The sequence below is a fragment of the Curtobacterium sp. GD1 genome, from assembly GCF_020882855.1.
Taxonomy (GTDB): Bacteria; Actinomycetota; Actinomycetes; order Actinomycetales; family Microbacteriaceae; genus Curtobacterium.
Genome location: NZ_JAFEVQ010000028.1, coordinates 13,699 through 25,130 on the forward strand (window position 1 = coordinate 13,699; position 11,432 = coordinate 25,130).

At 73.1% G+C, this 11,432-nt stretch carries 13 protein-coding genes; all 13 read left to right on the top strand.

What is annotated here, in order from left to right; translation table 11 throughout:
- The first annotated feature begins 134 nt into the window (after positions 1 to 134).
- The 13 genes from JSX79_RS14465 (at position 135) to JSX79_RS14525 (ending at position 11,419) form a co-directional block, all read left to right on the top strand.
- A complete protein-coding gene (locus JSX79_RS14465) occupies positions 135 to 479 on the top strand; it encodes a flagellar basal body protein (RefSeq protein ID WP_070418831.1) in 345 nt (114 codons plus the stop codon).
- A complete protein-coding gene (locus JSX79_RS14470; RefSeq protein WP_229086788.1) occupies positions 476 to 871 on the top strand; it encodes a flagellar basal body rod C-terminal domain-containing protein in 396 nt (131 codons plus the stop codon). Before JSX79_RS14465 ends, JSX79_RS14470 begins: the two co-directional genes overlap by 4 nt.
- Positions 871 to 1,224 carry a flagellar hook-basal body complex protein FliE gene (fliE, locus tag JSX79_RS14475; protein ID WP_083403303.1) on the top strand — a complete coding sequence of 118 codons (354 nt, stop codon included), beginning with the start codon at positions 871 to 873 and terminating at the stop codon, positions 1,222 to 1,224. Before JSX79_RS14470 ends, fliE begins: the two co-directional genes overlap by 1 nt.
- Positions 1,224 to 2,894: a flagellar basal-body MS-ring/collar protein FliF gene (gene fliF / locus JSX79_RS14480; RefSeq protein ID WP_229086789.1), complete on the top strand. Its 1,671-nt coding sequence runs from the start codon at positions 1,224 to 1,226 to the stop codon at positions 2,892 to 2,894. Before fliE ends, fliF begins: the two co-directional genes overlap by 1 nt.
- The gene (fliG, locus tag JSX79_RS14485) at positions 2,891 to 3,940 is read left to right on the top strand and encodes a flagellar motor switch protein FliG (RefSeq protein WP_083295340.1); all 1,050 of its coding nucleotides are present in this window, start codon (positions 2,891 to 2,893) and stop codon (positions 3,938 to 3,940) included. The genes fliF and fliG overlap by 4 nt, the downstream gene beginning before the upstream one ends.
- Positions 3,933 to 4,568 carry a hypothetical protein gene (locus JSX79_RS14490; protein ID WP_229086790.1) on the top strand — a complete coding sequence of 212 codons (636 nt, stop codon included), beginning with the start codon at positions 3,933 to 3,935 and terminating at the stop codon, positions 4,566 to 4,568. The genes fliG and JSX79_RS14490 overlap by 8 nt, the downstream gene beginning before the upstream one ends.
- The gene (locus JSX79_RS14495; RefSeq protein WP_229086791.1) at positions 4,565 to 5,917 is read left to right on the top strand and encodes a FliI/YscN family ATPase; all 1,353 of its coding nucleotides are present in this window, start codon (positions 4,565 to 4,567) and stop codon (positions 5,915 to 5,917) included. Before JSX79_RS14490 ends, JSX79_RS14495 begins: the two co-directional genes overlap by 4 nt.
- Entirely contained in the window at positions 5,917 to 6,348 is a 432-nt protein-coding gene (locus JSX79_RS14500) for a hypothetical protein (protein ID WP_071295367.1), read from the top strand. Before JSX79_RS14495 ends, JSX79_RS14500 begins: the two co-directional genes overlap by 1 nt.
- The gene (locus tag JSX79_RS14505; protein ID WP_083403302.1) at positions 6,345 to 7,058 is read left to right on the top strand and encodes a C40 family peptidase; all 714 of its coding nucleotides are present in this window, start codon (positions 6,345 to 6,347) and stop codon (positions 7,056 to 7,058) included. The genes JSX79_RS14500 and JSX79_RS14505 overlap by 4 nt, the downstream gene beginning before the upstream one ends.
- Positions 7,055 to 8,677 carry a flagellar hook-length control protein FliK gene (locus JSX79_RS14510; protein WP_229086792.1) on the top strand — a complete coding sequence of 541 codons (1,623 nt, stop codon included), beginning with the start codon at positions 7,055 to 7,057 and terminating at the stop codon, positions 8,675 to 8,677. The genes JSX79_RS14505 and JSX79_RS14510 overlap by 4 nt, the downstream gene beginning before the upstream one ends.
- 40 nt (positions 8,678 to 8,717) lie before the next feature.
- Positions 8,718 to 9,152 carry a flagellar hook assembly protein FlgD gene (locus JSX79_RS14515; RefSeq protein WP_071302932.1) on the top strand — a complete coding sequence of 145 codons (435 nt, stop codon included), beginning with the start codon at positions 8,718 to 8,720 and terminating at the stop codon, positions 9,150 to 9,152.
- Positions 9,153 to 9,198: 46 nt separating this feature from the next.
- Positions 9,199 to 10,374, top strand: a complete 1,176-nt coding sequence (locus tag JSX79_RS14520) for a flagellar hook protein FlgE (RefSeq protein ID WP_070418840.1) — start codon at positions 9,199 to 9,201, stop codon at positions 10,372 to 10,374.
- Between the two features lie 235 nt (positions 10,375 to 10,609).
- Complete coding sequence (locus JSX79_RS14525; RefSeq protein ID WP_229086793.1) at positions 10,610 to 11,419, top strand: GAF and ANTAR domain-containing protein; 810 nt, start codon at positions 10,610 to 10,612, stop codon at positions 11,417 to 11,419.
- Positions 11,420 to 11,432 lie beyond the last annotated feature (13 nt).

An 11,432-nucleotide genomic window follows, 5' to 3' on the forward strand; every position in this document is an offset into this window, starting at 1 on the left:
GACCCCTAACGCGCCCCACAGCCCGGCCGACAGCGCCCCCTGAGCACGGATCGCTCACCAGTTCGGCCACGGATCGGCCACCGCCATCAGGCGACGTCAACAGGGGACGTCGTCAGCGAGGGGACGGTCCACCAGTGTTCGATTCCGTGACGAGCGTCGCACTGCAGAGTGCGCTCGACGGCCTGTCGATGCGACAGAAGGTCATCGCGAACAACATCGCGAACATCAACACGCCGAACTACCACGCCGAGAAGGTCCAGTTCGAGGACGCCCTGGCGAAGTCGATCGTCGACGGGGACGGCGGCACGACCCCGACCGTCGCGCGGAGCCTCGAGCCGACGAACACGAACGGCAACAACGTCAACCTCGACGAGGAGACGCTCTCGAACATCGACACCGTGCTCCGGTACCAGTTCGCCACGCAGGCGATGAACTCCGAGCTCACCAGTGTCCGCGCGGCGATGCGGACCACCTCGTGACCACGTTCGACGCGATCGGCATCGCGAGCACCGGCATGACGGTGCACCGCAAGTGGCTCGACGCCGTGTCGGACAACATCGCGAACGTCAACACGGTGAAGTCGATGGACGACTCCGCCTTCCAGGCCCGCTACGTCGAGGTCCAGGAGGGCAACGGCGTCTCCGGCGCCTACGTCAAGGGCGCCGCGTTCGGCAGCGCCGCCGGCCGGGTCACGTACGACCCGGACAACCCGCTCGCGAACGCGGAGGGCTACGTCCGCATGCCGGACATCGACCTCGGCACGCAGATGGCGGACCTCATCATCGCCCAGCGGGGCTACCAGGCGAACGCCGCCGTGGTCGACCGCGCGAAGACCGCCTACGAGGCGGCCCTGCAGATCGGGAAGAACTGATGCCCATCGACGCCGTGAACGGTGTGACCACCAACGCGATGACGAACGCGATGACGAGCCTGAGCGGCACGTCCAGCGACGTCGGCACGAGCGCGACGAGCGGGGTCGCTGCCGCCGGCGCGACGTCCGACGGCAGCGGGTTCGCCGCGTCGCTCGGGAACGCGGTCGACGGGCTCCAGCAGCTGCAGAGCGACTCGAAGACCCTCGCGCTCAAGGCCGTCACCGGCAACCTCGACGACATCCACGACGCGACCATCGCCGCCACCCGCGCCCAGGTCACGCTCGAGCTCGTCTCCGCCGTCCGCAACAAGGGCGTCGACGCCTTCAACGAGATCATGAGGATGCAGGCCTGATGCCCGTCGCCGTCAAGGACCTCTTCGGTCGTCTCGCCGCCTACGTCAAGGGCTTCAGCGCCGCCCAGCGGACCATCGCGATCCTCGTCATCGCCGCGCTCGTGCTCGGCGGCATCGCGCTCGCGAGCTGGCTCGGCAAGGCGTCCTACGCCCCGCTGTTCACCGGACTGGCGGCGGCCGACGCGGCGAGCGTCACCGACCAGCTCACCACCGACGGTGTGCCGTACCAGCTCACCGACGGCGGGGCCACGATCCTCGTCCCGCAGGGGTCGGTGTACTCGGAGCGGCTCAAGGCCGCGTCGAACGGGCTGCCCGCATCGAACGAGGGCGGCTACTCGCTGCTCGACAAGATGGGCGTGACGAGCTCCGAGTTCCAGCAGGACGTCACGTACAAGCGCGCGATGGAGGGCGAGCTCGCGAAGACCATCGGCGCGATGGACGGCGTGCAGACCGCCACCGTGCAGCTCGCGATCCCCGAGAAGACCGTGTTCGTCTCCGAGGAGAAGGACCCGACCGCGTCGGTGTTCATCGCCACGAAGAACGGCAGCGAGCTGAGCACCGACCAGGTCCAGGCGATCGTGCACCTGACGAGCGCCGCCGTCGAGGGCATGCAGCCGACCGACGTCTCCGTCGTCGACGCGAAGGGCCAGACGCTCTCCGCCGTCGGCACCGGCGCGACCGGCAGCGGGGCGGACCAGGCGGCCGACTACGACGCCTCGACGAGCAAGAAGATCCAGGACCTGCTCGACACGACCCTCGGCACCGGGAACGCCAGCGTCGTGGTGTCCGCCACGATGAACCAGAACTCGGGCACCCGCACGTCGGAGTCCTACACGACGCCGACGACCGGCCCGGTCGCGCTCAACGAGTCGTCCACCACCGAGCAGTACGGCGCGGGGTCCGGTGCCGGCGGTACCGGGGCGACCGGCGTCCTCGGCCCGGACAACATCGCCGTGCCGAACGGCACCGCCACGAGCGGCGCCGACGACGGGTACAAGAACGAGTCCGCGACGAAGAACAACGCCGTCGACCACACCACCGAGACCACGCAGCTGCCGGCCGGTGGGCTCTCCCGCCAGACGATCTCGGTCGCGCTGAACTCCAAGGCGGCCGCGGTGCAGAACGCGAACCTGCAGAGCATCAACGACCTCGTGGCCGCGGCCGCCGGTGTCGACCAGACCCGCGGCGACCAGGTCCGCGTGGCGATGATGGACTTCGACACCAGCGCCGCCGACAAGGCGACGAAGGCGCTCGAGGCCCAGCAGAAGGCCGACCAGCAGGAGGCGCTGTGGTCGTCGATCCGCACCGCCGGGATCGTCGTCGGCGCGCTGCTCGCCCTCATCGCGATCATCGTCTTCCTCGCCCGCCGCAGCCGGAAGCAGGAGCGCGAGGCGGTCGACCTCGGCGAGCTCGACGCATTCTCCGGCGAGACCTTCCAGCTCCCGCTCGCCGTCGACGGCGCCGCGGACCGGAGCACCCTGCAGGCCGGGGACGCCCCGACCGTCGCGCTGCCCACCGTCCCGCACGACGACGCCCCCACCGAGGTCCTCACCACCGAGGAGATCACCGCGGAGCGTCGTCGCCAGGACATCTCCGCCCTCGCCGAGCGGGACCCGAAGCGCACGGCCGAGCTCCTCCGCGGGCTCCTCGACGACCGGGCACCGGTGTGAGCGCCCTGGTGCCGAGCGCCGGCGGGACCGGCGCTGGCGACCGTGCGCTGACCGGTGCGCAGAAGGTCGCGCTCATCCTCATGCAGATGGAGACCGAGCGCGCCGCCGAGGTGATGAAGCAGTTCACCGAGATCGAGGCCGAGGAGATCTCCGCCGAGATCGTCCGGATGCGCCGCGTCGAGGACACCGTCGTCGACAAGACCCTGACCGAGTTCCACCGGATGACGCTGAGCGGCCGCACGCAGAAGCGCGGTGGCAAGGAGACCGCGCTCGGGCTGCTCGAGGCGTCCTTCGGTGCCGAGCGCGCCGCCGGCGTCATGGACCGCCTGGCCTCGAACCTCGCCGGGCAGTCGTTCGACTTCCTCGACGACGCCGAGCCCGGCCAGGTCGTCACGCTCCTCGAGGGCGAGCTGCCGCAGACGATCGCCCTCGTGCTCGCACACCTGAAGCCGGCGCAGGCCAGCGCCGTGCTCGCCGGGGTGGACGAGCGCGCCCGCACCGACGTCGCCCAGGCGTTCGCGACCATGGGGAGCGCGACCCCGGAAGCCGTCGGGATCGTCGCCGGCGTCCTCCGCCAGCGCGCCGGTGCCGTCGTGTCGCCGCGCGAGAGCGTCGAGGTCGTCGGCGGCATCGCCCCGCTCGTCGACATCATCAACCGTTCGGACGTCGCCACCGAGAAGGCCGTGCTCGACGGGCTCGAGGCGCGCGACCCCGAGCTCGCCGAGGACATCCGCTCCCGGATGCTCACGTTCGAGGACATCGTCAAGCTCGAGTCCCGCGACATCCAGCAGGTCCTGCGCGGGATCGACTCGAAGCTCCTCGCGACCGCCATGAAGGGTGCCGCCGCGCCGGTCGTCGAGACCATCCGGGCGAACGTCTCCGAGCGCAACCGCGAGCTCCTCGACGACGAGCTGCAGGCCATGGGCCCGGTCCGGGTCTCGCAGGTCGAGGAGGCCCGCGCCGAGGTGGTCCGCTCCGTCCGCGAACTCGAGGCGCAGGGCGTCATCACGGTCCACCGCGCCGAGGAGGACGAGCTCGTTGACTGAGTCCGTGGTCCAGCGCGTCGCGTTCCCCGTCATCGGGGACCCGTCCGGGAACGCGCGAGCCGCCAGCGCCGACGTGCGCGGGCACGCCGCCGGGTACGCTGCGGGGCTCCGGCAGGCGCAGGCCGAGACCGACGCGCTCCGTGCCCGGCTCGAGACCGAGCACGCGGCCCGCACCGCCTCGATGCAGGCCGACACCGCGCGCCGCATCGCGGTCCTCGACGCCGCGACGAACGCGATGCTGTCGCACGTCGCACCGGTCCTCGACCAGGCCGAGCAGTCGGTCGCGGTCGCGGCCGTCGACCTGGCGGAAGCCGTCGTCGGGTACGCGATCCGCGCCTCCCGAACCGCGGGCACCGCCGATGACGGACGGGAGGCGCGGGTCGTCCCCGGTGCGCAGGCGACCGTCGAGCGGGCGCTCGCGTCCATCGACCGCACCGTCGCCGTGGCCGTCCGGCTGAGCGTCGCGGACGCCGCGCGCGTCGCCGACCTCGACCTGCCGGTCCCGGTCGTCGCCGACCCGTCGCTGCGCGACGGGGACGCCGTCGTCGACCTGCCCGACGGGCTGCTCGACGCGCGGATCGCCACCGCCCTGGACCGTGCCCGCACGGCGCTGGGGGTGACCCCGTGACCACGACGCTCCTCCGCCCCCGTGGGCTCGACGAAGCGCTCCGACAGGCCGCTCCGCAGCGGGTCGGTGTCGTCACGAGCGCGGTCGGACTCGGCCTCACGATCGCCGGACTCGACGCGCACGTCGGCGAGGTCGTCGCCGTCGGTGCCGAGGGTGCGCCGCAGACCCTCGTCGAGGTCGTCGCGACCGACGTCACCGGCGTCCGCTGCATGCCGCTCGGGCGCCTGACCGGTGTCACCGCCGGCACGCCCGCACGGCCCACCGGGCGACCGGTGCTCGTGCCCACCGGTGCGGGGCTCTTCGGACGCGTGCTCGACGGACTCGGGCGCCCGATCGACGACCGCGGTCCGCTCGTCGGCGCCGGTGGCGAGCCGGTCGCGTGGGTGCCGCTCGACCACGAGACGCCGAACGCCATGGCCCGGACGCGCATCGACACCCCGATGCAGCTCGGCGTCCGCGTGCTCGACACCCTCACCACGGTCGGGCGCGGGCAGCGCATGGGCCTGTTCGCGGGCTCCGGCGTCGGCAAGTCCTCGCTGCTGTCGATGATCGCCCGGGGGAGCGACGCCGCCGTCAACGTCATCGCCCTCGTCGGTGAGCGCGGACGCGAGGTCCGCGAGTTCCTCGAGGACGACCTCGGTCCGGAGGGCCTCGCCCGCTCGATCGTCGTCGTGTCCACCTCGGACGAGCCGGCGCTCATGCGGCTGCGAGCCGCGTTCGTCGCCACCCGCATCGCCGAGTCCTTCCGCGACGCCGGACAGGACGTCGTGCTGATGATGGACTCGCTCACCCGCGTCGCGATGGCGCAGCGCGAGATCGGGCTGTCCGTGGGGGAGCCGCCGGCCACCCGGGGCTACCCGCCGTCGACGTTCTCCGTCCTCGCCGGACTGCTCGAACGCGCCGGGACCGACCGGGTCGGCAGCGTCACGGGGCTGTACACGGTCCTCGTCGACGGCGACGACCACAACGAACCGATCGCCGACGCCGCCCGGAGCATCCTCGACGGGCACGTCGTGCTCGACCGGAAGCTGGCGATCACCGGGCACTTCCCGTCCGTCGACGCGCTCGGCTCGGTGTCGCGCGTGGCCTCGAAGGTCACCACGCCCGGGCAGCGCGGTGCGGCGACGGCCCTGCGGAAGGTCATGGCGGCACGCAAGGCGGCGCAGGACCTGCTCGACGTCGGGGCGTACCAGCGCGGGACGAACCCCCTCGTGGACGCCGCCGTCGACCACCAGGACGCGATCGACGGCTTCCTGCGGCAGGGCATGGACGAGCGTGCGACCGCGGCTGCGTCGTGGCGCTCCCTCGACGCACTCGTCAGCACGCTCGGCACCGGGGGTGGTGCCTGATGGCCCGCCGGTTCCCGCTCGCCGGGCTCCTCCGGCTCCGGCACGCCGAACAGGACCGTGCCGCCGCCGCCCTCGCGACCGCCAACGAGCGGGTGCGGGACGCCGCCGACGCCCGGATCGCAGCGCGTCGGAACCTCGCCGACACCGAGGGGTCGCAGCCGATCCAGGACGCCGCGACCCTCAGCGCGGTCGCCGCGGCCCGTGCCGCCACCCGCGGGATGCTCGAGGAGCTCGACGCCGTCGCCCGGACCCGCCGCGCCGACGCCGACCGGGCACAGGACGACTACAACGCCGCCCGCCGGTCCGCCCTCGGGCTCGAGAAGCTCGAGGTCCAGCACGACGAGCAGCAGGCCGCCGAGGACCTCCGCACCGAACAGAACGCCCTCGACGAGATCGCGGCACGCAGCCGCGCGGAAGGTGGTGCCCGATGAGCGTGGACGCCGTGCTCTCCCGGATCTCCGAGATCCGGACCCAGATCGATGCCCTGCGCAGCGGGACCACCGCGACGGCGGCCACCTCGGCCGCGTCGGGCGCCGCCACGTCGACCGCGTTCGCCGACGCCCTGGCGACCGCGACCGGGAGCGGGACCGGCGCGACCGGTACCGGCACGACCTCGGCCGTGACGCCCGCGGCCGCCGCCACGTCCGTCGACGCCGGGGCCGGGACGCTCGCGACGGGCAGCGGTGCCACGGGTGCCGACGTCGTCGCGGACGCGAAGAAGTACCTCGGTGTGCCGTACGTCTTCGGCGGCACCACCACGAGCGGCATGGACTGCTCGGGGCTGGTGCAGACGGTGTTCAAGGACCTCGGGGTGACCATGCCCCGGGTCGTGCCGGACCAGGCGAAGATGGGCGTCGAGGTGGGGTCCCTCAAGGACGCGCAGCCCGGCGACCTCATCATCCCGAAGGGCGAGGGGCACGTCGTCATCTACGTCGGCGACGGCAAGGTCCTGCACGCGCCGCGACCGGGCAAGGACGTCCGGATCGTCGACAACTGGTACAAGGACTCGGACATCGCCACGATCCGACGCATCGTGCCCGCGCAGGCGTCCGCCACGACGGCGACGACCGCGGCCTCGGGTGCGACGGACCTGCAGACGGCGGCGCTGCTGTCCCTCATGAACGCGGGGAGCGCAGCATGAGCCTGACCATCACCACGTCCGCCGCCACCCCGGCACCGGCGCGGGCCGCGTCCTCGTCGGGTGCGCCGGCGTCCGCGGACTCGTTCGGCGCCGCGATGGCCGCCGCAGGGAACGCGGGTTCGGCCGCGGCCACCGGGTCCTCCACGTCCGCTGCCTCGGCTGCCGACGCCCGGGAGCGCCGCACGCCGACGGGGCCGTCCCACGACCGCCGCACCCCGGCGCCCGGAGCGGACCGCGATGCGCAGTCCACGGCCTCGGCAGCAGGACGGGACCGCCGCTCGGCGACGGACGCGACGACGACGGACGGCACGACGGACGGTGGGACCCGTGCCGCCGCGGCTCGCTCCGCCGACGACACCGCCGCCGACGGCACCTCCAACGACGGCACCGCCGCCGGTCCCGCCGCCACGGGGACGGCGCCGACCGTCGACACGGCGTCGATCGTCGCTGCCCTGGTCCAGCCGGTCCCCGCCACGCCGACCGCCGCCGCCCAGCCGCTCGCGACTCCCGCAGCAGCCAGCTCGCCCGTGGCGTCGCTCGACGCACCCGTGCCGAGCAGCGGGGCGACCCCGACGCCCGACCCCGCAGACCCGACGATGCACGCCGACGCCGCGAGCAGCACACACCCGACCGCGGCGACCGCTGCCGCGACCCCCGCGGCCGGGGCGCTCGGCGGCACCCCAGCGACGACCGCCGCCGGAGCGCCGGCCGGAACGACAGCTGCCGCGGCGACGACCCCGGCCGCCCCGCTCGGTGCGCCCGGCCCGGCCCTCCCGGCGGGCCCCTCGCTCCAGGCCGACCGAACGGCAGCAACGCCGGCGTCCGCCCTCCCGGGGGCAACGGCCGCACCGACGGCCCCGGCAGCAGCGAGCACGCCGGTCGCCCAGAGCACCCAGGCCAGCCAGAGCGCCCAGGGCGTCCGGGCCGCCACGACCGGTACCGGCCCCGCCGACGCGGGGCAGCCCGTCGTCGCCACGGCCACGGCCACGGCAACGGCCACCACCCCGGCCGCCGGAGCACCGGGCAGCAGTGCCCAGACCGGCCACGAGGCGGACAGCGGCGCGCCCGACCAGGGCGATCCGCGCCTCCAGGCCGTCACCACGTCGCGCGGCGGCGAGAGCGCCTTCGCGGTCCCGACCACCTCGCCGACGGCGCCCGCCGCGCCGGCCACCCTGACGTCCGGCGCAGCGACCGCGAACGCTCCGGCCCCGCTCGCCCAGCAGCTGGCCCGCCCGGTGTTCACGCTCGCACAGGCCGGCCCGGGGGAGCACGTCGTCACCGTCCAGGTGACGCCGGACACGCTCGGCCCCGTCACCGTCCGCGCGCACGTCACCGCGCACGGGATGCACGTCGAGCTCTTCGCCGCCTCCGACGCGGGGCGCGACGCGGTCCGGCAGGTCATGCCGGACCTCCGCCGCGACGCCGCCGGCTCCGGACTGTCGACCACGCTCGACCTGTCCTCGCAGAACCACCCGGACACCCGCTCCGGGCACGACGAACGGCCCGCCCAGACGGGTCCACGCGTCGACACCGGCCAGGAGGCGCGGCGCACCCCGCGTGCACCCGGCACCGCCCACACGCCCACCGTCCGCACCGTCGGACTCGACGTCCTCGCCTGAGCGACGACCGCCAGCACAGGCAGAACCGAAGGGAACGACCATGCCGATCGACGGCATCACCGGCACCGTGGACCAGGCCGCCCAGGCCGCGGCCCTCGCCGCGAACCAGACCGGCTCGCGGTCGCAGACGATGGACTCCGAGGTGTTCATGAAGCTCCTCGTCACGCAGCTGCAGAACCAGGACCCGTCCTCGCCGATGGACACGAACCAGATGATCAGCCAGCAGACGCAGCTCGCGATGATGGAGCAGATCACCAACCAGACCACGACGGCGAACGAGAACTTCTCGCTGCAGATGCGGATCGCCGCCGCCAACCTCGTCGGGAAGCAGGTCAGCTACACCGACGCCACGTCCGGCACATCGATCACGGGGACGGCGACCGCGGTGTCGTACGCCCAGAGCGTGCCGACCGTGACGGTGAACGGGAAGGAGGTCAACCTCGACGTGATCTCCGGCATCAAGACGACCTCCTGACCCCCTCCTCTTCTTCTTCTTCGGTACCTCCACGAAAGGACGCACCATGCTCCGCTCGCTCTACTCCGGGATCTCCGGCCTCCGTTCGCACCAGCAGATGCTGGACGTCACGGGCAACAACATCGCCAACGTCAACACGGTCGGCTTCAAGTCGTCGTCGACGGTCTTCCAGGACACCCTGTCGCAGATGACCCAGGGTGCCGGCGGACCGCAGACCGGCATCGGCGGCACGAACCCCGCCCAGATCGGCCTCGGCGTGCAGGTCGCCGGCGTCTCCACGAACTTCGCCCAGGGCTCCGCCCAGGCCACCGGCAAGGCCACCGACCTGATGATCTCCGGCGACGGGTTCTTCGTCACGCGCCTCGGCAACGACACCGTGTACAGCCGCGCCGGTGCGTTCGACTTCGACGCCGACGGCCGCCTCGTCAGCGCCGACGGGAAGATCGTGCAGGGCTACCCGGCCACGAACGGCGTCGTGAACGAGAACGGCGCCCTGTCGGACATCGTCCTGCCGCTCGACGCCGCCGCGCCCGCCGTCCGCACCTCCACCGCGGGTGTGACCGGCAACCTGCCGTCCGAGACCGCCGTGGGCGCGGTCATCACCCGCGACGCCACCGTCTACGACGCGTCCGGTGCGAAGCACACCATGTCGATCGCCTACGAGCGCACCGCCGCCGGCTGGGACGTCACCGCGACCGACGGCCAGGGCACCCAGGCGACGACGTCGCTCACGTTCGGGACCGACGGCAAGCTCACGGCCGGTGGCACGCTCGCCGTCGGGGGCATCGCCGTCGACATGCGGCAGCTCACGGGCTTCGCGTCGCTCAACACCGCGTCGATCTCGTCGCAGAACGGCCACGAGGCCGGGTCGCTCCAGGGCTACTCGATCTCGAAGGACGGCACGGTCGTCGGGACGTTCTCGAACGGTGCGTCGCTCGCCATCGGCCGGATCGCCCTCGCGACGTTCGCGAACCCGGCCGGCCTCGAGAAGACCGGTGCGTCGGGCTACCGCGCCACGGCCAACTCCGGCAACGCCACGGTCGGCGCGCCGGGGTCGCCCGGTGTCGGGCAGCTCGCGTCGGGCACGCTCGAGATGTCGAACGTCGACCTGTCGCAGGAGTTCACGAACCTCATCGTGGCGCAGCGCGGGTTCCAGGCGAACGCGCGCATCATCACGACCTCGGACGAGGTGCTGCAGGAGCTGACGAACCTGAAGCGGTAGCGCGGCGCGGGGCGCGGCCGCGGCGCCCCGCGGTGCGGGGCGCTTGCGCACAACGGAAGGCACCGCGAACCACGGGGAACCGCGGTTCGCGGTGCCTTCCGTCGTGCGCTGGTCAGGCACGTCGGACGCCCGGGTGCGTTCGCATGTGCGGGCCGTACGGTGGGACCACGCGGTCCCCGACCGCTGGAGCAGCGCACGACCGGCCACTTCTGATCACCGCATCTGGAGTGACCCATTGGGTGTCGACCGCGAACGACGACTGCTCGACACGATCATCGAACTGGTCGGCGGTGCCACCGGTCCACGGGACCTCGCGGGCCGCCTGCAGCTCCTCGTGGACGAGTCGGCGGCGTTGTTCGACGTGCAGGCCGCCGGGCTGATGCTGTTCGGGTCGGACGACCGGTTGCACATCGCCGCCTCGGTGGGGCACCACAGCGGACTGCTCGAGCTCCTGCAGCTCGAGGTCGGCGACGGACCCTGCCTCGAAGCCGCCCGGACGGGGACCGTGGTCTCGATCCCAGACGTCCTGGCCGCCGAGTCTCGATGGCCGCACTTCTCCCGGGCCGCTGCGGATGCCGGGTACCGCGCCGTCCACTCGATCCCGCTCCGACTCCGGGCGACCGTCATCGGGTCGCTCAACCTGTTCGGCGAGTCCACAGGCGCGTTCAACGAGGACGACCTCGTCGCCGCGCGGGCACTGGCGGACATCGCCGCGATCTCGGTCGTGCAGCAGCGGACCATCGACGACGCCGTGACCACGCAGGCGCAGCTGCAGGCGGCCCTCGAGAGCCGGACGGTCATCGAGCAGGCGAAGGGGTGGCTCGCCAACCGGAACGGCGTGGACCCGGCGATCGCGTTCTCGCTGCTGCGCGACCACGCGCGGCGGAACCGGCTCCCGGTCACCGAGGTCGCGCTGGCAGTCCTCGCCGGACGGACCGTCCTCGGTCAGCCGACGGAGCCGACGGAGCCGACGGCGCCGACGGAGCCGACCGACCCGCCGGACCCGCCGGACCCGCCGGGCCCCCGCACCCGTCGCCGCGGGTAGCGGACGGGACGCC